Consider the following 24,272-nt stretch of genomic DNA (forward strand, 5'->3'; position numbering starts at 1 on the left):
AAAAAGGTCTTTGAATTTGGGAGGCTGACGGGACCGGCAATGAACCGATTCGTTCACCGCCTCATCATGTCCCTGCTGCTCGCAGCCGTCCTCGTTCTGATATGGAACGTGCTGGGCTCTCGCTGAAACGGCGCCGGCCAATGACCGGCGACGTCTCGTGACGTGGAAGTCGATTGCCTGCGCCTCAGCGCCGCGCGAAGGCGCCGCCCGGCGCGTCGCTCTCCTTGCCCATGACCGCATCGACGCTGAGCGCCCCGCCGCCCGCAGCCGCGAGGTAGAGGCAGGCAAAGCAGAACAGGATCGCGGCGGTGCCGTTGTTCAGCAGCGGCAGGAAAACCGGCGGGCCTTCCTTGGAAATGTGGAAGACGTGACCGAGGAAATAGGCGAAGGCCATTTCGCCGGAGAGGACGAAGGCCGACAGACGGGTGAACAGTCCGATCATCAGCGTCGCGCCAAGCACGAGCTCGATCAGGCCGGCCGTCCAGATCAGCGGTGGCGGATTCGCGAACATGGCCACCTGCGGAATGTGGAAGATCTTGGTCAGGCCGTACTGGAACAGCAACAGGCCGGTGATGAAGCGAAACAGGCTCAGGAGAACCGGTTCATAGCGAGAGAGATAGGGAAAGTTCATTGGGTTCGTGCCCTCCATCCAATGTTGCGACTAGGACCGCATTCGGTTCCGCCCTGCAAGCTGCGCCAGGTCAATTTGCGCTGACATTTTTGTCATGTCGGACAAAACACCGCACACTGGGATTTCAGCCGCGCACAATCAGCATTTTCTCTCCGTATACGCTTCGCGGCCGCCCGTAGTTCCCCGGTGACACGAATGAGTTCAGGTTACCCCTGGGAAACCTAGCGCCGCAAGGCGGGCACAATCAGAAATGGAATCATCCCGAGCACCACGCTCGCAAGTGCGAACACGAGCAGCGCGTTGTAGCCGTGGGTGGCGTCATGGATCAGGCCGCCGCTCCAGGAGCCGAAGGCCGAGCCCAGCCCGCTGCCGATCGAGATCGTGCCGTAAATGGTGCCGACGCGTTTGCCCCGGAAGATCTTCATCGCGGTCGCCGTGATCAGCGGACCGCGCGAGCCCATCATGCTGCCGAAGCAGACGACGAAGCCGGTGAGCAGGATGAGGTTTGGATAATACTGAAGCAGCCAGAGCAGGAAAATGCCGACGATCGAGATCGCGTAGCTGAGCAGCACGGACGGCCGGCGCCCGATCAGCCCGTCGAGCGCGGAGACACCGATCATGCCGAACACCAGCACGACGCCTGAAAAGCCCCACGCGGTCGCAGCCTGAAGCGGCGGGAAGCCGGCATCGATCAGGTAGGCCACGATCTGCGCAGCAATCGCGTACATGCCGACGGCGGTGAAGAAGAAGGTCGAGAACAGCGCCCAGAAGGCGTGATGGCGCATCGCGCTCAGCAACGTCCAACCGTTGTCGATGAAATCAGGATCGCTCTTCTTGGCGACATACGGCGAGCCGGCGGAGAACAGGCGCCAGGGCAGGAGCAGCAGCGGCAGCAGCAGGCCGAGGGCGGCCAGGCCGTAGACCTGATAGGTCTCGCGCCAGCCGAGGCGATCGATCAGGAGCTGCGAGGCCGGCAGCAGCGCCAGCACGCCACCCCCCATGGCCGAGTAGACCACCGCCATCGCCGTCGGCAGCTTTGGACCGAACCAGCGGCCGAGCAGAATCGAGTTCGGCACGTTGCCGATGAAGGCAACGCCGATGCCCACGCACAGCCCGATCGAGAGCTGGAATTGCCAGAGCGCTTGCGCATGGGCTGCGATGAGGAACGCCGAGCCCAGCAGCAACAGGCCGAGCGCATAGACGATGCGCGGTCCGGAATGATCGAACAGCCGCCCGACCAGCGGCGCGGTCAGTCCGCTGATCAGCGAGGTCAGCGAGTAGATCGAGACGACTTGGCCGCGGTCCCACCCGAAAGTTTCGGAGATCGGTTTGAGGAAGACTGTGAAGCTCTCGCTGAGGCCGCGGCCGAGCACTGCCAGGGTGAAGCACAACGCCAGCACGACAAGCGCGGTGCGCACCGCGCCTTGCGGTGTGCTTGCTTGTTGCCCAGCCGTTTCCCTGGTGGTCTTCTGATCCATTGGCCGTCAGGGAGCGCGCTTCGGCGCGCCCTGACAAGCATCAAAAGCACATACGCCTATGCAGGCCGGATGAGGACGTGCTTCTTCTTGCCGAAGGACAGCTTGATGACGCCCTCAGGCGTGAGGTTCGCGGCCGACAGCGCCAACTTCTCGTCGGTGACCGCGACGTCGTTGACGCGCAGGCCGCCGCCCTTGATCTGCCGCCGCGCTTCGCCATTGGAGGCAACGAGGCCCGCCTTGACGAAGGCGTTCAGCACGCCGAGGCCGCCGTCCAGCTCGCCGCGCGGAATTTCCACCGTCGGCAGGCTTTCGGCAAGTGCGCCTTCCTCGAACGTGCGGCGCGCAGTCTCGGCCGCTTCATTGGCGGCGTCGCGACCATGCAGCAGCGCGGTCGCTTCCGTCGCGAGCACCTTCTTGGCCTCGTTGATCTCGGAGCCGCCGAGCGCTTCGAGCTTCCTGATTTCGCTCATCGGGAGCGTCGTGAACAGCTTCAGGAATTTGCCGACGTCGGCGTCCTCGGTGTTGCGCCAGTACTGCCAGAAATCATAGGGCGGGAACTGGTCGGCATTGAGCCACACTGCGCCTTGCGCGGTCTTGCCCATCTTGGCTCCTGAGGCGGTCGTCAGCAGCGGCGTCGTCAACGCAAACAGCTGGTGCGTGCCCATGCGGCGGCCGAGATCGACGCCCATGATGATGTTGCCCCACTGGTCCGATCCCCCCATCTGCAGGTGACAGCCGGTGCGCTTGGCGAGCTCCACGAAATCGTAGGCCTGGCAAACCATGTAGTTGAACTCGATGAAGCTCATCTCCTGCTCGCGCTCGAGGCGCAGGCGCACGGAGTCCATCGTCAGCATGCGGTTGACGGAGAAATGCCTGCCGACGTCGCGCAGCATCTCGATCCAGTTCAGCTTGGTCAGCCACTCCGCATTGTCGAGCATGATGGCGTCGCTCTTGCCATCACCGTATTTCAGCACTTTTGCGAACACACCACGGATCGATTCCTTGTTGGCCTCGATCTCGGCTATCGTGCGCATCGCACGCGTCTCATCCTTGCCGGAGGGATCGCCGACCATGGTGGTGCCGCCGCCCATCAGCGTGATCGGCTTGTTGCCGGACTGCTGCAGCCAGTGCAGCATCATCATGGTCAGGTAGTTGCCGATATGCAGCGAACGGGCGGTGCAGTCGTAGCCGACATAGGCGATCGCCTCGCCCTTGGCGGCAAGGGCGTCGAGCCCCTCGAAATCGGAGCATTGGTGGATGAATCCACGCTCCTGCAGGGTGTTGAGGAAGTCCGATTTGAATGCAGTCATTTGTCGGCGAGCCTGACAATTCTTGGTTTACCGTTTTGGGGGCAATTTAACGGTGTTCGCCTGGAACTCGAATTGCCGCCACCACTTTGGCCTGTGGCATTATAAGATGTGTCCCTCTGGCACAAGATCGGCATGGCAGGGTGGGTCTCGAGGACGCTGATCCCATGATGTTGACGGCACTCGGTTTGATGAGCGGCACCTCACTGGACGGGGTCGACGTCGCGCTGATCGAAACCGATGGAAAGCAGGTACGGGCGTGCGGACCGTCAGGCTACCGGCCCTATAGCCCGGCCGAGCGCAATCTGCTGCGTCAGGCGCTCACCGAGGCCGCGAGTCTTTCGCAACGCGATGCCCGGCCGGGGATCCTGGCCGAGGCGGAGCGGGCGGTGACGCAGGCTCATGCGGAGGCGGTCGCCGCGTTCGTCGCCCAGAACCGGATGAAGCCGGAGGAGATCGACATCGTCGGTTTCCACGGTCAGACCGTCCTGCACCGGCCCGAGCGGAGGCTGACGGTCCAGATCGGCGATGCGCCGGCGCTGGCCAGGGCGATCCATATCCCCGTCATGCACGACTTCCGCGCCGCCGATGTCGAGGCCGGCGGGCAGGGCGCGCCGTTGGTGCCGGTCTATCACCGGGCGCTCGCCAATTCGCTGGAGCGCGAAGGGCCGATCGTCGTGGTCAATATCGGCGGCGTCTCCAACATCACCTATATCGACGGCAACGATACGCTGATCGCGTGCGACACCGGGCCCGGCAATGCGCTGCTCGACGATTTCATGTACCGCACCATGAACAAGGCGTTCGACGCCGAAGGCAAGTTCGCAGCACTCGGCAAGGCCGACCAGGCCTGGATCGCGCGGGCGCTGGAGTTGCCGTTCTTCGCGCTTCCCCCGCCGAAATCGCTCGATCGCAACGACTTTGCTGCATTGAAGCTCGGCGATATCGCGCCAGCCGACGGGGCGGCGACGCTCACCGCCTTCACGGCGGCCGCGATCGCCCGCATCATTCCCTTGTTGCCGCGGCGGCCGCGCAGCTGGATCGTTTGTGGCGGCGGCGCGCGCAACCTCACCATGCTGCGGATGCTGCGGGAGCAGGTCGGAACGGCCACCGTCGAGGCCGCCGAGACGCTCGGTTGGGCCTCCGATGCCATCGAGGCGCAAGCCTTCGGCTTCCTCGCCGCGCGCGGCCTCAAGGGCTTGCCGCTGTCCTATCCTGCCACCACGGGCGTGCCGATGCCGATGACGGGCGGGGTGATCGCGCGGCCTTGAGCACGGCGCGTTTGATGCAGATGCATTGATCTTGACGGGTATATGCAAATGCATCTATGTTGGATGCAGTTGCATTGAACCGCCGGGATCATCGCCATGACTTCTTCGCCTGAAACGCCCGCTCGACTGAAACTGATCAGCCACAAGCTTTGCCCTTACGTGCAGCGCGCGGTGATCGCGCTGACGGAGAAGGGCGTACCGTTCGAGCGCGTCGATATCGATCTCGCCAACAAGCCGGACTGGTTCGTGAAGATATCGCCGCTCGGCAAGGTGCCGGTGCTGGTGGTGACGACGGAGAAGGGCGAGGTCGCGTTGTTCGAGAGCAACGTGATCTGCGAGTACATCGAGGAGACGCAAGGCGGTGCGAAGCTGCACCCGGCCGACGCGTTGAAGCGGGCTGAGCACCGCGCCTGGATGGAGTTCGGCTCGGCGATCCTCGGCGATCTCTGGGGCCTTGAGACCACGACGGATCCGGGGACATTCGAAAGCAAGCGCCAGGCGCTCGCAGTGAAATTTGCGCGTGTCGAAGCCGCGCTTAGGGCAGGTCCGTTCTTCGCCGGCGAGGCATTTAGCCTTGTTGATGCCGTGTTCGCGCCCGTCTTCCGCTATTTCGATCTGTTCGACGAATTGACCGATCACGGCATCTTGCGCGATGTCGCGAAGGTGCGCGCCTGGCGTGCTGAGCTGGCGAAACGTCCCAGCGTGCGTACGGCGGTCGGCGCGGACTATCCAGAATTGCTGCGCGCATTCCTCGTGCGCCACGATGCGCATCTGCTCAAGCTCGCGGCCTGAGCGATGTCGGAATCCATGGCCTGGCTGATGCTGGTGATCGCCGGGGCGCTCGATGTCGGCTGGGCGATCTCGATGAAGTATGCGGAAGGTTACACGCGCGTCGGCTGGAGCATCGCCTCGTTCGTGCTGCTGGCCACCTTCGTCTTCCTGCTCGGACGTGCCTTGAAGTTGCTCGAGGTCGGCGTCGCCTATTCGGTGTGGACCGGCATCGGTGCGGCCGGCACCTTCGTCATCGGCGTCGTGCTGTTCGGCGAGGCCTTGAGCGCGATGAAGCTTGCGGGCATCGCGTTGGTGTTGATGGGCATCGTCGCGCTGAAGCTGGCCTAGAGCTCTGCAGCCATCTTCACCAGCGTCGCGATGGTGTTCATGTTGCGCGCGGTGCCGGTCTTGGCGGAGGGGATCGCGAGTTTGGACGTTCCCATGCCGTCGCCATAATGCACGTAGATCTCGCGGCGGCCGAGCTTGATCTCTTCGTTCTTCTGGCCGCGAATTCCGGCGAGCGCGTCCGCGGGCGGTGCCTTGTCCAGGAAGATCGCAACGGTCCGATTGGGTGGCGCTTTCGGAAACGGATTGGCGGCCAGAACCTCTGCCATCTCGGCAGCGCTGCGCACGAGCACGCCCACCTGCGCGCCGGCGTAGGCGTGCAGGCGCTTTTCCAGCGCGGCCTTGATCGCGAATTCTGATTTGCGGCTGGTGAAGACCACATTGCCGCTGGCGATGTAGGTGCGCACGGCACCAAAACCGAGCTCCTCGCACATCGCCTTGAGCTCAGTCATCGGCAGCTTGCCGGTACCTCCGACATTGACCGCGCGCAGCAGGGCCACGAACGCGGTCATCAGAGCATGATCCGGAAAGGTGTGAAGCGGTTTTCCGAATAGATCATGCTCAAACGAGAGTCTTACCGCACGTTGGCGAGGCGCATGTCGAGATACGCGGTGATGGTTTCCATCAGCGGTTCGAGCTTGGCGTCGAAGAAGTGATTGGCGCCGGGGATGACCTGCTGGTCGATCACGATGCCTTTCTGCGTCTTCAGCTTCTCGACAAGCGTGTTGACGTCCTTCGGCGGCACCACCGCGTCCTTCTCCCCGTGCACGATGAGCCCTGACGACGGGCAGGGCGCAAGGAACGAGAAGTCATAGAGGTTGGCCGGCGGCGCGATCGAGATGAAGCCTTCGACCTCGGGGCGGCGCATCAAAAGCTGCATGCCGATCCAGGCGCCGAAGGAGAACCCGGCGACCCAGCAGGCACGGGCCTCGGGGTTGATGGTCTGCGCCCAGTCGAGGGCTGCCGCCGCATCCGACAATTCGCCGGTGCCGTGATCGAACGAGCCCTGGCTGCGGCCGACGCCGCGGAAGTTGAAGCGCAGCACCGAGAAGCCGCGATGCGCGAAAGCGTAGTAGCACTGATACACGATCTGATGGTTCATCGTGCCGTGAAACTGCGGATGCGGATGCAGGATCATTGCAATCGGCGCGTTCTTCTGCTTGGCCGGGTGATAGCGGCCTTCGAGGCGGCCGGCGGGGCCGGTGAAAATAACTTCAGGCATCGATGATCTCTGGATTGATTTGCTGGAGAGCTGGCCTCGGCAATCAACCGATTGTGGCCCTCATCGACAGCGATGCCGACGAAAGCGCGAATGGAAGATGAGAAGGCGTGCGCCTCGCGGTGATGCGCTGACGGCGCACGGTGACTTGACGGTGCGCGTTCTAACATAGGCTGCGGGGCAAAAAGCAAGCATCTTCGACATCTGCCAATGTGCTCAAGAGCTTAGCCGCGGATCGAGGAGCCTCGGCTGTACCGATGGGGGTCGATCGACGGGATCGCCGGCCTCGTCTGTGCGAATTTAAGTCATTGAAATAACTAATTTTTATCGTCTTCCCTCCGGGGGCGCGAGCGATTCACGCAGGCGCGGTGCGGCCTCCGAGCGAGGCGACCGCAGACCGGTAGCGGCGGCTGCCGCCCAGCGTCCTGCCGTTGTCGAAGGTGAGCTCGAAATCCCCTGACGACTTGAACTCGATGCCGCTGACCCGGTCGAGATTGGCAAGCCGGGTCCGGTGCACGCGCACGATCGCGAAGCGGGCGAGCTCGCCTTCGGTCGCGGCAAGCGTGCCCCGGATCAGGTGCTGGGTGCCGTTCGCAAGGCAATATTCGATGTAGTTGCCGGCGGAGGCGACCCACAGGATGTCGCGCGGCCTGACGCGAATGCGGCTCGTGCCGTCGCGGAGCCAGATCAGATCGGGAGAAGACGGTTGCTCCTGCGGGATGGCAGGAATGGACAGGGCTTCTTGTGCGGCCTTGCGCAGTTCGCGGCGGCTTTCGAGCAGCCAGAGCGTTGCCCCAATCAGCAATGCAGTCACCCCATCCTTGCGGGACTCGTAGAGAACGGACGTCAGCGAGAAATGGAAGTCGTAGCTGCTGCCCGCGAGCCAGAGCAGGAATTTCCGCAGACCCACCATGCCGGCGATGTGGAGGGCCGAGAAGCCGAGCAGAGCGGCCGCAGCGATTCCGATCCGCCTCGCCAGCCCCTTCGTTCCGCGCATGTACCGGACCGACAGCATCAGGATCGGCACCAGCACCAGAATGATGACGATGCTCGTCATCTCCCAGAACAGGCGCTGGCCGATATTGGCGGTGTCGCCGCGCCAGGCGGCGTCCTGTGCGCCGGAGAGCGCATTGACGATGCCGATGACGAGCGCGATGGCGGCGATCGCCGCGAACATCATCCAGTCGCTGCCGATCAAGCGCGACCAAGCGCTCGTCCCTGCCAACGATGCCTCGTCCCCGCGGGTCCGGTTCCGATCCCAAACCGTCTCGGCGGGCTCTGTTTCCGGCGCATTTTGGCCGTCAGCCATGGCCGCAAAACCGCTGATGTCCAGACGTCCAGGAGAAGAAACTCATATTTGCACCACGACAAGCATCGAATCCGGAACGACGCACCGATCTGGACTGCGTGCGGATTTTAGCCTTCGCCCTGCCGATCTTCTACCAGGCCGGCGTGCTCTACGCCTGCTCGCGCTGTCGTCGGTGCGCGCCGAGGCGCGCGCAGCAACTGCCGGCCTGATCTGCGGCGGCGCTCGATTGGCACGATGCCAAAAGGTGCTAAGAGGGCGCCATGCCAAGCCGCGTCTATCTCGACTGGAATGCGACCACACCGCTGCGCGCCGAGGCGCGCGCAGCGATGCTGGCCGCTGGCGAGCTGATCGGCAATCCGTCCTCGGTCCATGCCGAGGGGCGGGAGGCGCGGCGGCTGGTCGAGGAGGCGCGGGCCATGCTGGCGGCGGCCGTGGGCGCGCTGCCGCGGAACGTCGTCTTCACCTCCGCCGGGACCGAGGCCAATGCGCTGGCGCTCTCACCGGGCCTGCGCGGCCGTTCGGGCGGTCCGGTGCAGCGGCTCCTGGTCTCCGCGGTCGAGCACGCCTCGGTGCTGGCCGGCGGCCGGTTTCCGGCAGAGAGCGTCAGCCAGATCAGGGTCACCCGTTCCGGCATCGTCGATCTCGACCACCTCCGGGAGCTGCTTGCCGATGGCCCGCCGGCGCTGGTCTCGATCATGGCGGCCAACAATGAGACCGGTGCGCTCCAGCCCGTCGCGGAGGCGGCTGGCATCGTCCATGAGGCCGATGGCCTCCTGCACGTCGACGCGATCCAGGCGCTGGGCAAGATTGCGTTCAGTATTAATGAGGTCGGCGCGGACCTTGCGACTTTTTCCGCGCACAAGATCGGGGGACCCAAGGGCGTCGGCGCATTGGTCGTGGCCGAGGGGCTCGGCGGACTGGAGCCGCTGGTGCGGGGCGGCGGACAGGAGCTCGGCCGGCGGGCGGGAACCGAGAATGTTGCCGGGATAGCGGGCTTCGGGGCCGCGGTGAAAGCCGCCCTTCAGGCTCTGCATGATGATGCGGAACGCATGGCAAGCCTAAGAGATCGCTTGGGAAATGGTATTCGGGCGGTCGCGGGGGGAACGCTCTTCGCTGAAGACGTGAAGAGGTTGCCTAACACCGTCTTGTTCACCGCGCCAGGGCTCAAGGCCGAGACTGCGGTGATCGGCTTCGACCTCGAGGGGATCGCGGTATCCTCGGGCTCGGCCTGCTCCTCGGGGAAGGTCCAGCCCTCTCACGTGCTTTCCGCGATGGGGTTCGATCCCGCGGTGGCCCAGGGAGCAGTGCGCCTCAGTCTGGGCTGGTCCACGGAACCCGAGGAAATCAATCGAGCCTTGGAGGCTTGGCGAAAGCTCGGTAATACCCTACTTAAGGGCTAAGCGACGAAACACGGCTTGAACGGTTCTAAGCCCGTGCTTTCCGCCAATAAACATCGTAATACTCGTCCGAGTTTGATCCACCGCGGTCCTTGAAACCGCGAGCGGAGGATAGAATGCCAGCCGTGCAAGAGACGGTCGAGCGCGTGAAGCGCATCGACGTCGATCAGTACCGTTATGGGTTTGAGACCCTGATCGAGTCCGACAAGGCCCCCAAGGGGCTGTCGGAAGAGACCGTCAAATTCATCTCCCAGAAGAAGAATGAGCCCGCCTGGATGCTCCAGTGGCGGCTCGAGGCCTATCGGCGCTGGCTGACCATGCAGGAGCCGACCTGGGCGCGCGTCGACTATCCCAGGATCGACTTCCAGGATCTCTATTATTACGCGGCGCCGAAGCCGAAGAAGACGGTCACCTCGCTCGACGAGATCGACCCCGAAATCCTGAAGACCTACGAGAAGCTCGGCATTCCCTTGCGGGAAGTTGCCATGCTCGAAGGCGTCGAGCCGAAGGTGGGCGAGGAAGATCCCGCCCGCCGCAAGATCGCGGTGGACGCTGTCTTCGATTCGGTCTCGGTTGCGACCACGTTCAAGGCGGAGCTGAAGAAGGCCGGCGTGATCTTTATGCCGATCTCGGAGGCAATCCGCGAGCACCCTGAGCTGGTGCAGAAGTACCTGGGCTCGGTGGTTCCGACCTCGGACAATTTCTACGCGACGCTCAATTCGGCGGTGTTCTCCGACGGCTCGTTCGTCTACGTGCCGCCGGGCGTGCGTTGCCCGATGGAGCTGTCGACCTATTTCCGCATCAACGAGCGCAACACCGGCCAGTTCGAGCGCACCCTGATCATCGCCGACAAGGGCGCTTACGTCTCCTATCTCGAGGGCTGCACCGCGCCGCAGCGCGACGAGAATCAGTTGCACGCCGCCGTGGTCGAGCTCGTCGCCCATGACGACGCCGAGATCAAGTATTCGACGGTACAGAACTGGTATCCGGGCAATTCCGAAGGCAAGGGCGGCATCTACAATTTCGTCACCAAGCGTGGCGACTGCCGCGGCAACAATTCCAAGATCTCCTGGACCCAGGTCGAGACAGGTTCGGCGATCACCTGGAAATATCCGAGCTGCATCCTGCGCGGCGACAACTCCCGCGGCGAGTTCTACTCGATCGCGATCTCGAACGGCTTCCAGCAGGTCGACTCGGGCACCAAGATGATCCATCTCGGCAAGAACACGTCGAGCCGCATCATCTCCAAGGGCATCGCCGCCGGCCAGTCGCAGAACACCTATCGCGGCCTCGTCACCGCGCATCGCAAGGCGACCGGCGCGCGTAACTTCACGGCCTGCGATTCCCTGCTGATCGGCGACAAATGCGGCGCGCACACCGTGCCGTATATCGAGGCCAAGAACTCTTCGGCGACGTTCGAGCACGAGGCGACGACCTCGAAGATCTCCGAGGACGTGCTGTTCTATTGCATCCAGCGCGGGCTTAGCCAGGAAGAGGCGGTCGGCCTCGTCGTCAATGGCTTCGTCAAGGACGTGCTGCAGCAACTGCCGATGGAGTTCGCGGTGGAAGCGCAGAAGCTGATCTCGATCTCGCTCGAAGGATCGGTCGGCTGATTGCCGACCCCGGCGGTGCGCTGAGGCGCTCCAACATCATCTGAATGAACTGGATACCAAGATGGCTTTGCTTGAAGTGAAAGACCTGAAGGTTCGTGTCGAGGAGCGTGAGATCCTCCACGGGCTGACGCTGACCGTGAACGAGGGCGAGGTGCACGCGATCATGGGGCCGAACGGCTCCGGCAAGTCGACGCTCTCGCACGTCATCGCCGGCAAGCCCGGCTACGAGGTCACCGATGGCCAGATCCTGTTCAAGGGCGAGGACCTGCTGGAGATGGCCCCCGAGGAGCGCGCCGCCAAGGGCGTGTTCCTGGCGTTCCAGTATCCGGTCGAGATTCCCGGCGTCGCCACCATGACCTTCCTGCGCACCGCGCTGAACGCGCAGCGCAAGGCCCGCGGCGAGAGCGAATATTCGACGCCGGACTTTCTGAAGAAGGTCCGCGAAGTCGCGAAGTCGCTGAATATCCCGCAGGACATGCTCAAGCGCGGCGTCAACGTCGGTTTTTCCGGCGGCGAGAAGAAGCGCAACGAGGTGCTGCAGATGGCGCTGTTCGAGCCGAGCCTGTGCATCCTCGACGAGATGGATTCCGGCCTCGACATTGACGCGCTGCGCATCGCCGCCGACGGCGTCAACGCGCTGCATTCGCCGAAGCGCGCGATGGTCGTCATCACCCACTATCAGCGGCTCCTGAACTACATCGTGCCCGACATCGTGCACGTGATGTCGAAGGGCCGTGTCGTGAAAAGCGGCGGCAAGGAACTGGCGCTGGAGCTGGAAGCGTCCGGCTACACCCAGTTCGAGGATGCCGCGTAAGGAATTTTGCGATGAACGTTGCTGTGGCAAAGACCGGAAGCGGCCGCGCGGTGAGCGATCTGTTCGCCAGCGCCGGAGGCCGCCTGCCGGGTTCGCCCGATGTGGCAGCAGTGCGCCGCGAGGCGTTCGAGAGATACGAGCGTCTCGGCCTCCCGCACCGCCGTATCGAGGAATGGAAGTACACCGATCTCCGTGCCCTGGTCGGCGAGGTGCTGCCGCTCGCGGCCAGCCCCGATGCCGCTGCATTGAAGCGCGCTGCGGAGGCGGTGAGGGCGAATGCGATCGCGGGCGCCCGCAAGCTGGTGCTGGTCGACGGCGTGTTCGTACCCGACCTTTCCGATGTCGCGGTGCTTGCCTCCGAGATGAGCGTCAAGACTCTGCGTGAGGTGCTGGAGAACGAGGCCAATCCTGCCGCGGGCGATCTGCTCCAGACCACATCGAGCGATGCCGTGATCTCGCTGAATGCGGCGATGGCGACCGATGGCGTCGTTGTGTCGATCTTAGATGGCGCGCAGTCGTCCGCGCCGATCCAGATCATTCACGTCGCAACGGCAGCGTCCGCATCCGCGTTCACCCGCTCGCACCTGCGCATCGGCAAGGGCGTTCGTGCCACCATCATCGAAAGCTTCGTCGCGGCTGGGAAGGCGATGGCCTACCAGGTCAGTGACGCTGTCATCCTCTGGATCGGCGACGACGCCGACGTCGCGCATATCCGCCTGATGGACGATGCGCCTGACGCGGTGAACGTCTCGTCCCACTTCGTCACCGTCGGCGCCAATGTGAAGCTGAATTTCTTCAACATGACCACAGGCGCGGCGGTCAGCCGCTTGCAGGGTTTCGTCACTCTGGCAGGCGAGGGCAGCGAGCTCTCCGCCAACGGCGTCAACCTGTTGCAGAAGACCGAGCATGGCGACACCACGCTGGTGGTCGACCATGCGGTGCCGAATTGCGTCAGCCGCGAAGTGTTCCGTGCCGTGATCGACGACCGCGCCCATTCGGTGTTCCAGGGCCGCATCATCGTTCGCCCCGACGCGCAGAAGACCGACGGCAAGATGATGACGCGGGCGCTGCTGCTCTCGGACGAAGCCGAGGCCGACAACAAGCCGGAGCTCGAGATCTTCGCCGACGACGTCTCCTGCGGTCACGGCGCCACCGCCGGCGCGCTCGACGACAGCCTGCTGTTCTATCTCAAGGCCAGAGGCCTGCCCGAGAAGCAAGCCCAGGCGCTGCTGATTCAGGCGTTTGTCGGCGAAGCGATCGAGCAGATCGCCGACGACGGACTGCGCGAGCATGTGATCGGCATTGCCGAGCGCTGGCTGGAGCGGCGGTCATGAGCACGCATCCCGCAGTCAAGAACGGCGCCTACGACGTCGGGCGCGTGCGCCGGGACTTTCCGGCGCTTAGCCTGCAGGTCTACGGCAAGAATCTGGTCTATCTCGACAACGCGGCTTCGGCGCAGAAGCCGAGCGCCGTGCTCGAGCGCATGACGCAGGCCTACACTAGCGAATACGCCAACGTGCATCGTGGCCTGCATTATCTCGCGAACGCTGCGACCGAGGCCTATGAGGGCGGCCGCACCAAGGCGGCGCAGTTCATCAATGCGCCCCGGCCTGAGGAAGTGATCTTCACCCGCAACGCGACGGAAGCGATCAATCTGGTTGCCTCCTCATGGGGCGGCCCGAACATCAAGGAGGGCGACGAGATCGTCCTCTCGATCATGGAGCACCACTCCAACATCGTTCCCTGGCATTTTCTTCGGGAGCGGCAGGGTGCCGTGATCAAATGGGCGCCTGTTGACGACGAGGGCAATTTCCTCATCGACGAGTTCGAGAAGCTGCTGACATCGAAGACCAAGCTGGTCGCGATCACGCAGATGTCGAATGCGCTCGGCACCATCGTTCCGGTCAAGGACGTCGTGAAGATCGCACACGCCCGCGGCATCCCCGTGCTGGTCGACGGCAGCCAGGGCGCCGTGCATCTGCCTGTCGACGTCCAGGACATCGGCTGCGATTTCTACGTCTTCACCGGCCACAAGGTCTACGGTCCGACCGGCATCGGCGTGCTCTGGGCCAAGTACGATCACCTCGTGGCGATGCGCCCCTTCAACGGCGGCGGCGAGATGATTCGCGAGGTCTCGCGCGAGATCGTCACCTATGGCGATCCCCCGCACAAGTTCGAGGCCGGCACGCCCGCGATCGTCGAGGCCGTGGGCCTCGGGGCTGCCATCGACTACGTCAATTCGATCGGCAAGGAGCGCATCGCTGCGCACGAGGCCGATCTCACCGCCTACGCCCAGGAGCGCTTGCGCGAGATCAACTCGCTGCGGCTGATCGGCACGGCCCGGGGCAAGGGCCCGGTGATCTCCTTCGAGCTGAAGGGCGCGCATGCTCACGACGTCGCTACCGTGATCGACCGCCAGGGCATCGCCGTGCGCGCCGGCACCCATTGCGTGATGCCGCTTTTAGAGCGGTTCAACGTGACGGCCACCTGCCGGGCCTCGTTCGGCATGTACAATACGCGGGAAGAAGTCGATCATCTGGCACAGGCGCTGCTCAAGGCGCGGGATTTGTTCGCATGAGTGACACGGCCGAAATCAAAGCCAATCCGATGGAGACCCATTCGGCGCTGCCGCCGGACGAGACCGAACGGCTGACGCGCGAGATCATCGCCGGCCTCAAGACCGTGTTCGATCCGGAAATCCCGGCCGACATCTACGAGCTCGGCCTGATCTACAAGGTCGAGATCAAGGATGACCGTTCCGTGGACGTCCAGATGACGCTGACGACGCCGAATTGTCCGGCCGCCGGCGAGCTGCCGACCATGGTCGAGAATGCCGTCGCCAGCGTCCCCGGCGTCGGCGTGGTCGACGTCAAGGTGGTCTGGGAGCCGGCCTGGACACCGGAACGCATGAGCGACGAGGCGCGCCTCGTCCTCAACATGTGGTGACGCGTAAACTCGACATTGAATTCGTTCCGCAACGGACCACATCACTGACATGACACAGATATCGTCCGGCTCGACGCCAGCATCCACTCCGAAGCCGCGGCGTCCGCGCCCGCAGGTGATGCGATTGACGGATGCCGCAGCGCAACGCATCAGCGAGCTGACCCAGCGCGCCGATTCCGAGATCGTCGGCCTGCGCGTCGGCGTGAAGAACGGCGGCTGCGCCGGCCAGTCCTACACGGTCGAATACGCCCACGAGATCCGTCCGACCGACGAGGTGGTCGAAGACAAGGGCGTCAAGATCCTGGTCGACCCCAAGGCCGTGCTGTTCCTGCTCGGCACCGAGATGGACTACAAGGCCGACAAGATGCAGGCCCAGTTCGTCTTCAACAATCCCAACCAGATCTCCGCCTGCGGCTGCGGCGAGTCGGTCGAGCTGCGCCCGGCCAAGATCGACGGGTAAGCCCGGCTTTCACGAAGCCCACGCTGTCGTCCTGGCGAACGCCAGGACCCATTCCGCGTGATCTCTCGGTGATGGGCGGTGCCAGTACCAACAGTCTTCGCTAAACTCCTCCCTGTGGTAACGGGTCCTGGCGTTCGCCAGGACGACGCTGGGAGCGAGTTCGGCCATGGACCGCGAATTCCTGATCGACCTGTTTGCCGATTTCGGCCCGGTCGCCATCCGAAAGATGTTCTCCGGCTACGGCATTTCGGCCGATGGCATCAACTTTGCGCTCGCCTTGCGCGCCGGCCTGTTCTTCCGCGCAGACGAAACGACCATTCCGGACTTCGAAGCTGAAGGCTCTCAGCCGTTCCAATATTCGACCCGCGCCAAAACCGTGCTGGTGAATTCCTACTGGGAGCTGCCGGCGCGGCTGTTCGACGATTCCGAGGAGCTGGCGCGATGGGCGAGGGCGGCGCTGGCCGCAGCGCAGCGCGCCAAGGTGAAGAAGCGGCCGAAGGCGAAGCGAGCAGCGAAGAAGGCCGTGAGCAAGCCGGCGAAGAAAGTCACCAAGCCCGCGAAAGCGCCGGACATGGCGACCAGAAGGGCGCCGGCGCGCAAGGGCGCCAAGCGCAAGGCTTGAGGATCACTCCATGGCCTTGGTCAGGCCAACCCGCATGTCCTTGGCCACGAAGACGCAGGTGTCGTCGGCAAGGGACACGCCCGTCGGCAATTCCGAGCACGAGCTTGCCGCGGCGGACCAATCGCATCGCGACCTCGTAGCGCACGGACCGGGTCTGTGGTGTGATGGCGCCTGTGACCTCGACCTCACCGACGCCGATGGCGCGGCCTTTGCCTGGTGAGCCGGACCAGCCGAGCCAGTATCCGACCATCTGCCACATCGCATCCAGGCCCAGACTTCCCGGCATCATTGCATCACCGCGATAGTGGCAATCGAAGAACCAGTGGTCCGGCACAATGTCGAGCTCGCCCGCGATATGGCCCTTGCCGTATTCGCCGCCATCCAGGCTGATCTCGGTAATGCGGTCCATCATCAGCATCGGCGGTGCCGGCAATTGCGCATTGCCCGGGCCGAAATAACCGCCTTCGCTCGATCTCAGCAGCTCGTCCTTGGTGTAGGACGGTTGTGGCGCGTGAAAATCATGCGGATTGGGCACGACGAGAAATCCTCATGCGATCTGGCGAGGAAGATGTCGTTCGTCAGGTTGGAATGTCAAGCGGCGCCGGATCTCGCGGCCCGTGTCACGCCACCCGGTTGTGCGTCTCGATCGCGTATTCCGGGTCGACTTCGCAGATCACACGGTTACGGCCGTTGCGCTTGGCCGCGTAGAGACAGGAGTCCGCACGATCGATCAACGTTTCGGTGTCGTCACCCTGCTTCAGCATGGAGACGCCGACGGAGATGGTGACGCGGCCGAGGATCTCGCCGGTCGATTTCTTCTTCAATTCCTTCGCCATCACGGCGCGGCGGATATGGTCGGCGACGGTGAGGGCCTGGCGCAGCGCGGTGTTGGGCAGCACGACCGCGAATTCCTCGCCGCCATAGCGCGCGGTGATGTCCTGGCCCTTGATTGTCTGCTTCAGCGACAGGCCGACGAGCCGGAGCACCTGGTCGCCCGTGAGATGACCGTAGGAATCGTTGAACGACTTGAAATGGTCGATGTCGAACAGCAGCAGCGACAGCGGCTCGCCGCTCGCAAGCGCGCTCTGCACCGCCATGCCGATCATGCGGTCGAAATATTTGCGGTTGCCGAGCCCGGTCAGCGGGTCGGTCAGGCTCTCGGCGCGGATCGCTTCCAAGCTCTGCTGGAGATTGCTGATCTCGCTCTTCGACAGCGTCAGCCGGTCTTCCAGCGCCTTGTTGGTCTCGCGCATCTCGCTGGTCGAGCGCAGCAGCGCTTCGACGATCATCTTGATCTGCTCGGGCTTGCTGGACGAGGACAGTTTTTTCGTCGCGTCCGAGAGGCTGGCGTCGTAGGCGGCGGCCATGCCGAGCGCCTCGCTCAGCCCCCTCGTCACATCGTCGATCTCGGCGATGACGCGCGCACCGACCTTGTCGATACGGTCCGTCGTTTTGATGTGGGAGAGATAGGTGTCGTAGATCTGCTCGAGATCGGCTTCGGACAGCTTGCCGTTGCGTGCCAGCGTCTCGTTGATGATCTTGTTAAGCGGTGCGTTGTGGCCGGTCGCGTAGACGTACCAGATCTCGTAATTGCGGGGAATCGCGGTTTGCTTCAGCGACCGGATCTGACCGAGCGCCACCTCGGCGAACGCCATCGAGCGTTCGTGTTCATCGAGCACCTTGACCACCGAACATACCCCACACAGCGATCCGTGCGCCACCGGCCGCAGCAATGCTTAAATTATGCTCGTAGGTTAGCGGACGATCGTGAATGGTCGGTAAACGACCGAGCATTCAACCCAGGCGTGTATCGTGGTTTCAGGCCCCGGCGGGGGAGCGCACCGGTCGAAGCAGAAACGCCGGGAGATGCGAGTGATCGCCGGGCTCGGTGTCGACCTCGCGTTGGCGGCGTGGTTCGGGGCGGCCGATCGACGGCACGTGCGAATTGTTGGCCTGCTGGCGCGATCCTCCGCGCGGCTCGGATGACTGCCTTGCTTCGCGCGGAGGTCTTGCCTCGCGCGCGGGCCGTGCTTCCGCAGAGGACCTTGTTCCTTCCGACGACGGCATTGCCTCCGAGGCGTGTCGCGGCTCGTGGCTGCGTTCACGGTCGCGGCCGCGCTGCGGCTTGCCGCGTCCGCCGCGGGAACGTTCACGATCGCGACTGCGCGCTTCGCGCGGACGGTCGCTCCGCTCCGCCGACTCCGCAGGCACTTCGAAATCGCCCTCGGCGCGGGGAATGCTCTGGCCGATCAGCTTTTCGATCGCGACCATCGACTTCTGGTCGAGCGGCGTGACGATCGAGATCGCGGTGCCGGTGCGGCCTGCGCGGCCGGTGCGGCCAACACGATGGACGTAGTCGTCGGGATGGTGCGGGACGTCGAAATTGAAGACGTGGCTGACCTCGGGAATGTCGAGGCCGCGGGCGGCAACGTCGGAGGCGACCAGCAACGGGAGCTCGCCCTTGCGGAACTGTTCGAGCGCCGCCATGCGGGCCGGCTGGTCCATGTCGCCGTGCAGCGCGCCGACGCTGAAGCCGTGTTTCTGCAGCGATTTGTGAACGATCGCGACTTCGCGCTTGCGATTGCAGAAGATAATCGCGTTCTTGAGATCCTTGGCCTCGCGCAGCAACCTGCGGAGAAGCTCGCGCTTCTCGTGGGCCTCGCGCCCGGCGGGAACCTGGGACTGCGTGACGGTGACGGCGGTGGTGGCGGGCTTGGAGACCTCGACCTTCTGCGGATTGTGCAGGAAGGCCTCCGTGATGCGCCGGATTTCCGGCGGCATCGTCGCGGTGAAGAAAAGGGTCTGCCGCGTGAAGGGAACGAGCTTGCAGATGCGCTCGATGTCGGGAATGAAGCCCATGTCGAGCATGCGGTCGGCTTCGTCGATCACGAGCAGCTCGACGCCCGTGAGCAGCAGGCCGCCGCGCTCGGTATGGTCGAGCAGGCGGCCGGGGGTGGCGATCAGCACGTCGACACCGCGGGTCAGCTTGGCATCCTGGTCACCGAAGGAGACGCCGCCGATCAGCAGCGCGACGTTGAGTTTCTGGCCGGCCCCGTAACGGTCGAAGTTTTCCTTCACCTGAGCCGCGAGCTCGCGGGTCGGCTCGAGGATCAGCGTGCGCGGCATGCGTGCGCGGGCGCGACCCTTTTCGAGAATGGTGAGCATCGGCAGCACGAAGGCCGCGGTCTTGCCGGTGCCGGTCTGGGCGATGCCGAGCACATCCTTGCGTGCAAGGACGTGGGGGATCGCCTGTTCCTGAATGGGAGTGGGGGTGGTGTAACCGGTGGCCGCCACTGCGGCGAGGACTTTTTCGGACAGTCCGAGATTGGAAAAGGACATTGAGCCTCTGGTCGAAACCGCCGTTCGGAATCGAGAGTAAAAAGGCTGTCGCGTTCCACCCCGAAACGGCGCGCTCTCAAAGAAGCTGGGGGTGCTGACTCACGCGAACAAAGCGCCAGGCTCAGGAATCGCTTTTCGATCTGAGCCGCGTCGACCCGGAACATAGGGTGGAATCGGCCAAAGTCAATGGAGCAGGCGCGGGAAGGTCCTTAAAACCTTAAGGTTTTTGGACAAATACGGGCTGAAACTCGGCTTTTCGCCGCGCCGGCCGGCCCGGTGGTTAGCATGACCCTGCAGCCTGGGCCCGGAAATCACCGGGCGCCATGCCGTAGGCGGCATTGAAGACCCGGTAATAGGTCGCCAGGCTCTCAAAACCGCAGGCCTTGGCGATGTCGGCAATCAGCCGCTCCGGCGCTTCGCGCATCAGCCGTCGGCTTTGCTTCAACCGCTCTTCGGTCACGGTCTGGGAGAAGCTGCGCTCCGCGACCTCGAACAGCATGTGCAGGTGCCGGACGGAGACGCCGAGCAGGTCGGCCACCCGGGCCGGCGCCAGATCGGGGTCCTGCAAATTATGCGCGATCAGGCGCCGGGCCAGCGACAGGCGGGCGGTCCGGAGCGCGGCCTGTCCGCGCCGGCTGCCCGGCCTGACGATGCCGCGCTCGATCAGCGCGAGATGTCCCAGCGCCTGTACCAGCGGGATCGCGTCGGACGATCCCTCATTGGCAGCAGCCTCGCGGAGATCGGCAAAGCAGGCATCGAGCAGGGAAGCCAGAGCGGGATCGTTGAACGGTTTCGGCGCAAGCTCGCGCATGCGCTTGTCCTGGGTTGCAAGCCCGCTGACCGGGATCTTCAGGATCCGCAGGTGAAAGCCGGCATGGCCCAGTGGTTTGGTGCGGTAGGTGAGGTCCGTATGGCTGGTGGCGAAACTGCCATTGGCAATGGCGAAATCGCTGGAGCGCATGCCGCCGAACCAGCCACCACCGCCGAGCTGCTGGTAGACGCAGATGCTGTCACCCGGTGCGTGGCCGATGTCGGCCTGGCTCCGTTCGACCGCATAGGCCGAGGCCTTCAGCTCGACCAGGGCGCCATTGCCGACCTGGCCCAGCGAGAATTCACCGTAGAAGTCGCCCCGCCGTTCACGCTCGAGTTCCGCGGTGACGCCGAACAAGCCCTTCGCCCGGACCTCGCGCCAATAGTCGAAACGGTCCTGCGGCTCGACCTCGTCGGTGCACCAGCGATACACGGCAGCCCTCGTCTCGAACGGAATTGCCTCCAAGAAAAAGCAGATTCCGGCGGAATCTGCCATAGGCCAGATGGCGCAGCTGCTGGGACGGGCCGGTTGAACCGCCGTTGTGGCTGAGCCGACTATCACATCGACGGGGGCGGGCTTCCGGATCGCAGCCGATCGGGAGCCGCTCTCAAGGGGGAACATCGAGATGACGCGTCGGGTTTTCAGAATTTTGGCAGCGATTGCCGTTGCGGCGAGCCTCGGCACTTTCGTTGACGCCGCCCACGCCGAAAAGCGCGTCGCGCTCGTCGTCGGCAACAACGACTACAAAAACGTTCCAAAGCTCCAGAAAGCCGTCAACGATGCCCGCACCATGGGCGACACGCTGAAGCAGCTCGGCTTCCAGGTAATGGTCGCCGAGAACCAGAACCGTCAGCAGTTCGCCGAGACGCTGCTGGCGTTCGACCGCGCGATCGAGCCCGGCGACACCGCCTTCTTCTTCTATGCAGGCCACGGATTCGAGATCGCGGGTCAGAATTATCTGCTGCCGACCGATGTCCCGGCGGCAACCGAAGGCCAGGAAGAGCTGGTGCGCGACGCCTCCATTCTCGCCGATCGCGTCGTCGAGCGTCTCCAGAACAAGAAGGCGCGCACCTCGATCCTCGTGTTCGACGCCTGCCGCAACAATCCGTTCGAACGATCAGGCACGCGTGCGGTCGCCGGCGGTGGCGGGCTTGCGCCGATGACACAGCTTCCTGAGGGCGTGTTCTCGGTGTTCTCGGCCGGGCCGCGGCAAACCGCGCTCGATCGTCTCTCCAACGACGATGCCAATCCGAATTCGGTGTTCACCCGCACCTTCGCCAGGGAGCTGCTGCAGCCCGGCGAGAACCTGGTGCAGGTCGCGCAGCATACGCGCCGTCTGGTCAGCGAGATGGCCGACACCGTCAAGCACAAGCAGGTGCCGGTTTATTTCGACCAGATGGTCGACGACGTCTTCCTCAGCGGTGCCGCGAAGGATGCGGCGGCGGGAGCGATACGGCCGGCCGATCCGCCGCCGCAAAAGGTCGCGGCGCTGCCGCCGGTGTCGGCGCCGCGCGTGCCGAAGGAGGAGACCACCAACGCGCCGATCGCGAGCTTCTCGCGCCACAATGGCGGCTGGAGCGTGACGTTCTCGTTTGCCGACCCCACGCTCGGCGTGTCCTGGCGCATGGCCGGCAATGGTGATTTCCGCGAGACCGGCTTCATGGACACGCTCGATCCGCGCACCCGCAAGCGGATGCCAAATCCGTCGATCGAGCTTCCTGCGGATGCGCCGGCCGGCACCATCGAGGTTCGTTACGTCGATGCCTCCGGCGACATGCAGGGTCCGTTCCCGATCAAGTTCGATCCGGAAGCGGCGCTGATCCGCGACCAGCGCAAGATCCTCGACATGACCGCCACCAGTTGGCTGTCGTTCCGCCAGTTCAACGGGCTGCTGGTCTACTACTCTCATTTGGTGTCGTACCGTTGTGCAATCCGCGAGGTGCGCATCGGCATCGACACGGCGGTGCCCGACAAGGTGCTGAAGCTGCCGCCCTGCGATCTCCGCGATCCCTCTGCGATCACGGCCGGCATGCTGCTCTATGAGAAGCTGCCGCCGGCGACGCAGTTCATGTCCGTCGAATTGACGTACCGCGACGGCAGCGTCTCGGAGGTCAAGAGCTTCCGGACCGCGAACCGCAGCAACAATTGAGCGGTTTGAACCGCCGAGGCATGCGCGCTTCTCAGGCGGACATCGTGAGGTATTGCGCGTAGTGTCCGCGCGCCGGTCGGTTGCAAGCCCGACATGGATTCGATAGCGGGCGACGTCATCGATTGAGGTCGGGCTCGAGCACCTTCCCGTCAAACTGGATCAGGCTTACGTTCGCCTTGCCAGTCATCTCTTGTCCGTTCTCCTCGTGCGGGCGCAGCGTCCCGCGCCATCTGTTCGGATGACATCAATGCGCGATTTCCGGAGCAAACGGAAATACGCGGTGCGTATCCAGCCGCTTGTAGGGCAAAAGCCTGAGATCGGCGACTCCATGGTCCGGCGTATCGACGATCAGGATCTCCGCGGCCACTCCCTCGTAGAAGGCCCGGAAATGGGTCTTTGAACGGAGCACGATGATGTCGAAGTCTTCCGGACGAAGTCCGAACACGCCGAAGGCGTCACCATCCACCGCGAATGCAAAGGCGCTGACAACGCTCACCGACAATCCATCGACGTCAAGCAGTGCCGACATGCCCAAGTCGACAGGCATGCCATGCATGTAAGAGCCGGTCACGCGATAGGATTTCGGGCCTGCCCACAGCACGCGTGCGGTGACGTCCAGCGTCGGCCCCGCCTTCTCGGAGCTATGGCCGCCGAGCTTGAGCTTCACCAACGCACCGATCCCTGCTGCGAACGCTTTTTGCGCGGCGGCCGCGTCCCAGAGAAACGGCACCGCGGCCCGTGGGACACGGCGTTTGAGCAGCTCGGCGAGCAGGTAGGTGGAGTCGTTCATGCGGTCAGCGTGCTCGACCAGGACGTAGGGGCGCCCCGTGGTCTCGCGTACCGAGAGGCCTGCGCACGCCCGGGAAACTGCCGCCTCCGCGGTATGGACTTCGAAGGGCCTGTAGAGCGCGTGCCGATGGTTCCAGACCTGCCCTGAGAGATGGTCTGCGATCGTCTGAGCTCCGGCGAGATCGCCATCCGTGACGCACAACACCGAAAAGCCGGCATTGTGCGCGTCGGCATAGGAAAAGCCGGCCATCAGCGAAATGTCGACATAGCGCTCGCTGTCGCGTTCGATTTTGTGCCCTCCCTCGATGAGATCTGCCAGGGGAAGCAAGGCGGTCGCACTGAAGATCGACGGGACGAGCACGCCTGGCTTGGCGATTGCCCATGCGGGCGAAATCTCGCCACGCAGCGTGCGGAGCATGCAGATGGCGGCGCGCCGTCCGGTATCGCCTGTGTCCGTATGTGGCGACTTTCGATAGGCGAACGCGGCAGTCGCGTTTTGCAGCGTGTTTGCGTCGATGTTGCCGTGATAATCCAAGGCGACGATCAAGGGTTTATCGGGCCCCAGGGCAACACGCACCGTGTCCATGATGAAGCGCTCGGGGTCCGGATAGGACACCGTCCAGCACGCGCCGTGCAAGAAGAGTAGCACGCCATCCAGATCGGGCAGGGCTCTGACGCCGGAGGCCATCTCATTCGCATAGCGTCTCAAGGCATCATCCGTGGCGGGCCCCACGGCGCCGAGTGCCGTATGGACGAGCGGAGCCAACTCCACGTTCGCCTGCTCGCAGATTTCGATGAAGCCGCCCATCACGGTATTTGTGCCGCGGAGGTCCTCGACGATACGATCCCCGCGCAGCGCCACCTGCTCGAAATCGTCCCAAGTCGAGACGACGGGAAGGAAGCTCACGCTCTCGATATGGAAGCCGGCGATCGCGACCTGAAACCGCTTGTGCGTACCGTTCCCGCGATCGAGAGGGATTGGAGCCTTGTGGACCATCGTT

At 63.9% G+C, this 24,272-nt stretch carries 22 protein-coding genes and 1 pseudogene; 12 read left to right on the plus strand and 11 right to left on the minus strand.

Annotated elements, in window-relative coordinates:
- Positions 1-184 precede the first annotated feature (184 nt).
- The 3 genes from ACVW16_RS34670 to tyrS form a co-directional block, all read right to left on the minus strand.
- Entirely contained in the window at positions 185-631 is a 447-nt protein-coding gene (locus tag ACVW16_RS34670) for a DoxX family protein (RefSeq protein ID WP_456703399.1), read from the minus strand.
- 221 nt (positions 632-852) lie between these two features.
- Complete coding sequence (locus ACVW16_RS34675) at positions 853-2,109, minus strand: MFS transporter (protein WP_456735019.1); 1,257 nt, start codon at positions 2,107-2,109, stop codon at positions 853-855.
- A 56-nt stretch (positions 2,110-2,165) separates the two neighbouring features.
- Positions 2,166-3,419, minus strand: coding sequence for a tyrosine--tRNA ligase (gene tyrS, locus ACVW16_RS34680; protein WP_456703401.1), 1,254 nt, complete (start codon positions 3,417-3,419; stop codon positions 2,166-2,168).
- Positions 3,420-3,583: 164 nt separating this feature from the next.
- On the opposite strand from tyrS, the gene ACVW16_RS34685 reads away from it, so the two are divergent.
- From ACVW16_RS34685 to ACVW16_RS34695, 3 genes are all read left to right on the plus strand, one after another.
- Complete coding sequence (locus tag ACVW16_RS34685) at positions 3,584-4,687, plus strand: anhydro-N-acetylmuramic acid kinase (protein WP_456703402.1); 1,104 nt, start codon at positions 3,584-3,586, stop codon at positions 4,685-4,687.
- A gap of 96 nt (positions 4,688-4,783) precedes the next feature.
- Entirely contained in the window at positions 4,784-5,479 is a 696-nt protein-coding gene (locus ACVW16_RS34690) for a glutathione S-transferase family protein (protein ID WP_456735020.1), read from the plus strand.
- 3 nt (positions 5,480-5,482) lie between these two features.
- Positions 5,483-5,806 carry a DMT family transporter gene (locus ACVW16_RS34695; protein WP_456735021.1) on the plus strand — a complete coding sequence of 108 codons (324 nt, stop codon included), beginning with the start codon at positions 5,483-5,485 and terminating at the stop codon, positions 5,804-5,806.
- On the opposite strand, the gene ACVW16_RS34700 is transcribed toward ACVW16_RS34695, so the two are convergent.
- The 3 genes from ACVW16_RS34700 to ACVW16_RS34710 all read right to left on the minus strand — a co-directional run bounded on the left by ACVW16_RS34700 (position 5,803) and on the right by ACVW16_RS34710 (position 8,247).
- Entirely contained in the window at positions 5,803-6,315 is a 513-nt protein-coding gene (locus ACVW16_RS34700; protein ID WP_456735022.1) for a DUF1697 domain-containing protein, read from the minus strand. The two genes, ACVW16_RS34695 and ACVW16_RS34700, sit on opposite strands and share 4 nt — an antisense overlap.
- Positions 6,316-6,377: 62 nt before the next feature.
- Positions 6,378-7,025 carry an alpha/beta hydrolase gene (locus ACVW16_RS34705; protein WP_014495555.1) on the minus strand — a complete coding sequence of 216 codons (648 nt, stop codon included), beginning with the start codon at positions 7,023-7,025 and terminating at the stop codon, positions 6,378-6,380.
- Positions 7,026-7,377: 352 nt separating this feature from the next.
- Positions 7,378-8,247, minus strand: a complete 870-nt coding sequence (locus ACVW16_RS34710) for a LytTR family DNA-binding domain-containing protein (protein WP_456735023.1) — start codon at positions 8,245-8,247, stop codon at positions 7,378-7,380.
- A gap of 344 nt (positions 8,248-8,591) precedes the next feature.
- Here ACVW16_RS34710 and ACVW16_RS34715 point away from each other — a divergent pair, with 344 nt between their 5' ends.
- The 8 genes from ACVW16_RS34715 to ACVW16_RS34750 all read left to right on the plus strand — a co-directional run bounded on the left by ACVW16_RS34715 (position 8,592) and on the right by ACVW16_RS34750 (position 16,183).
- Complete coding sequence (locus ACVW16_RS34715; RefSeq protein WP_456735024.1) at positions 8,592-9,731, plus strand: cysteine desulfurase family protein; 1,140 nt, start codon at positions 8,592-8,594, stop codon at positions 9,729-9,731.
- A 113-nt stretch (positions 9,732-9,844) separates the two neighbouring features.
- A complete protein-coding gene (gene sufB, locus ACVW16_RS34720) occupies positions 9,845-11,341 on the plus strand; it encodes a Fe-S cluster assembly protein SufB (protein ID WP_456703407.1) in 1,497 nt (498 codons plus the stop codon).
- Positions 11,342-11,402: 61 nt separating this feature from the next.
- Positions 11,403-12,155, plus strand: a complete 753-nt coding sequence (gene sufC, locus ACVW16_RS34725; RefSeq protein WP_456703408.1) for a Fe-S cluster assembly ATPase SufC — start codon at positions 11,403-11,405, stop codon at positions 12,153-12,155.
- A gap of 11 nt (positions 12,156-12,166) precedes the next feature.
- Positions 12,167-13,489 carry a Fe-S cluster assembly protein SufD gene (gene sufD, locus ACVW16_RS34730; protein WP_456735025.1) on the plus strand — a complete coding sequence of 441 codons (1,323 nt, stop codon included), beginning with the start codon at positions 12,167-12,169 and terminating at the stop codon, positions 13,487-13,489.
- On the plus strand, positions 13,486-14,733 hold the full coding sequence (locus ACVW16_RS34735) for a cysteine desulfurase (protein ID WP_456703410.1): 1,248 nt from the start codon (positions 13,486-13,488) through the stop codon (positions 14,731-14,733). Before sufD ends, ACVW16_RS34735 begins: the two co-directional genes overlap by 4 nt.
- Positions 14,730-15,101 carry an SUF system Fe-S cluster assembly protein gene (locus ACVW16_RS34740; RefSeq protein WP_456703411.1) on the plus strand — a complete coding sequence of 124 codons (372 nt, stop codon included), beginning with the start codon at positions 14,730-14,732 and terminating at the stop codon, positions 15,099-15,101. The genes ACVW16_RS34735 and ACVW16_RS34740 overlap by 4 nt, the downstream gene beginning before the upstream one ends.
- 49 nt (positions 15,102-15,150) lie before the next feature.
- Positions 15,151-15,561, plus strand: coding sequence for a HesB/IscA family protein (locus ACVW16_RS34745; RefSeq protein ID WP_291628968.1), 411 nt, complete (start codon positions 15,151-15,153; stop codon positions 15,559-15,561).
- A 166-nt stretch (positions 15,562-15,727) separates the two neighbouring features.
- Positions 15,728-16,183, plus strand: a complete 456-nt coding sequence (locus ACVW16_RS34750) for a TfoX/Sxy family protein (protein ID WP_456735026.1) — start codon at positions 15,728-15,730, stop codon at positions 16,181-16,183.
- Positions 16,184-16,186: 3 nt separating this feature from the next.
- On the opposite strand, the pseudogene fabA reads toward ACVW16_RS34750, so the two are convergent.
- The 4 genes and pseudogenes from fabA to ACVW16_RS34770 form a co-directional block, all read right to left on the minus strand.
- Positions 16,187-16,718 (minus strand): annotated as a pseudogene (gene fabA / locus ACVW16_RS34755) (bifunctional 3-hydroxydecanoyl-ACP dehydratase/trans-2-decenoyl-ACP isomerase).
- Positions 16,719-16,803: 85 nt separating this feature from the next.
- Positions 16,804-17,871, minus strand: a complete 1,068-nt coding sequence (locus ACVW16_RS34760) for a GGDEF domain-containing protein (RefSeq protein ID WP_456735028.1) — start codon at positions 17,869-17,871, stop codon at positions 16,804-16,806.
- A 130-nt stretch (positions 17,872-18,001) separates the two neighbouring features.
- Positions 18,002-19,522, minus strand: a complete 1,521-nt coding sequence (locus tag ACVW16_RS34765; protein WP_456703415.1) for a DEAD/DEAH box helicase — start codon at positions 19,520-19,522, stop codon at positions 18,002-18,004.
- A gap of 280 nt (positions 19,523-19,802) precedes the next feature.
- Positions 19,803-20,765, minus strand: coding sequence for a helix-turn-helix transcriptional regulator (locus ACVW16_RS34770; RefSeq protein WP_456735029.1), 963 nt, complete (start codon positions 20,763-20,765; stop codon positions 19,803-19,805).
- A gap of 193 nt (positions 20,766-20,958) precedes the next feature.
- On the opposite strand from ACVW16_RS34770, the gene ACVW16_RS34775 reads away from it, so the two are divergent.
- Positions 20,959-22,482 (plus strand): caspase family protein, encoded by a 1,524-nt coding sequence (locus ACVW16_RS34775; protein WP_456735030.1) that lies wholly within the window; start codon positions 20,959-20,961, stop codon positions 22,480-22,482.
- A 244-nt stretch (positions 22,483-22,726) separates the two neighbouring features.
- Here the strand turns inward: ACVW16_RS34775 and ACVW16_RS34780 are convergent, their stop codons facing one another.
- Entirely contained in the window at positions 22,727-24,268 is a 1,542-nt protein-coding gene (locus ACVW16_RS34780) for a M81 family metallopeptidase (RefSeq protein ID WP_456735031.1), read from the minus strand.
- Positions 24,269-24,272 lie beyond the last annotated feature (4 nt).

This window comes from Bradyrhizobium sp. USDA 4474 (genome assembly GCF_054057515.1).

Bases quoted from the DNA above. Each gene is read 5' to 3' on its own strand.
- ACVW16_RS34745 (WP_291628968.1), top strand. From the start codon at position 15,151: ATGACACAGATATCGTCCGGCTCGACGCCAGCATCCACTCCGAAGCCG.
- ACVW16_RS34740 (WP_456703411.1), top strand. From the start codon at position 14,730: ATGAGTGACACGGCCGAAATCAAAGCCAATCCGATGGAGACCCATTCG.
- sufD (WP_456735025.1), top strand. From the start codon at position 12,167: ATGAACGTTGCTGTGGCAAAGACCGGAAGCGGCCGCGCGGTGAGCGAT.
- ACVW16_RS34705 (WP_014495555.1), bottom strand. From the start codon at position 7,025: ATGCCTGAAGTTATTTTCACCGGCCCCGCCGGCCGCCTCGAAGGCCGC.
- ACVW16_RS34715 (WP_456735024.1), top strand. From the start codon at position 8,592: ATGCCAAGCCGCGTCTATCTCGACTGGAATGCGACCACACCGCTGCGC.
- ACVW16_RS34750 (WP_456735026.1), top strand. From the start codon at position 15,728: ATGGACCGCGAATTCCTGATCGACCTGTTTGCCGATTTCGGCCCGGTC.
- ACVW16_RS34675 (WP_456735019.1), bottom strand. From the start codon at position 2,109: ATGGATCAGAAGACCACCAGGGAAACGGCTGGGCAACAAGCAAGCACA.
- ACVW16_RS34780 (WP_456735031.1), bottom strand. From the start codon at position 24,268: ATGGTCCACAAGGCTCCAATCCCTCTCGATCGCGGGAACGGTACGCAC.
- ACVW16_RS34700 (WP_456735022.1), bottom strand. From the start codon at position 6,315: ATGACCGCGTTCGTGGCCCTGCTGCGCGCGGTCAATGTCGGAGGTACC.
- tyrS (WP_456703401.1), bottom strand. From the start codon at position 3,419: ATGACTGCATTCAAATCGGACTTCCTCAACACCCTGCAGGAGCGTGGA.
- sufB (WP_456703407.1), top strand. From the start codon at position 9,845: ATGCCAGCCGTGCAAGAGACGGTCGAGCGCGTGAAGCGCATCGACGTC.
- ACVW16_RS34695 (WP_456735021.1), top strand. From the start codon at position 5,483: ATGTCGGAATCCATGGCCTGGCTGATGCTGGTGATCGCCGGGGCGCTC.
- ACVW16_RS34670 (WP_456703399.1), bottom strand. From the start codon at position 631: ATGAACTTTCCCTATCTCTCTCGCTATGAACCGGTTCTCCTGAGCCTG.
- ACVW16_RS34775 (WP_456735030.1), top strand. From the start codon at position 20,959: ATGACGCGTCGGGTTTTCAGAATTTTGGCAGCGATTGCCGTTGCGGCG.
- ACVW16_RS34765 (WP_456703415.1), bottom strand. From the start codon at position 19,522: ATGTCCTTTTCCAATCTCGGACTGTCCGAAAAAGTCCTCGCCGCAGTG.
- ACVW16_RS34735 (WP_456703410.1), top strand. From the start codon at position 13,486: ATGAGCACGCATCCCGCAGTCAAGAACGGCGCCTACGACGTCGGGCGC.
- sufC (WP_456703408.1), top strand. From the start codon at position 11,403: ATGGCTTTGCTTGAAGTGAAAGACCTGAAGGTTCGTGTCGAGGAGCGT.
- ACVW16_RS34690 (WP_456735020.1), top strand. From the start codon at position 4,784: ATGACTTCTTCGCCTGAAACGCCCGCTCGACTGAAACTGATCAGCCAC.
- ACVW16_RS34685 (WP_456703402.1), top strand. From the start codon at position 3,584: ATGATGTTGACGGCACTCGGTTTGATGAGCGGCACCTCACTGGACGGG.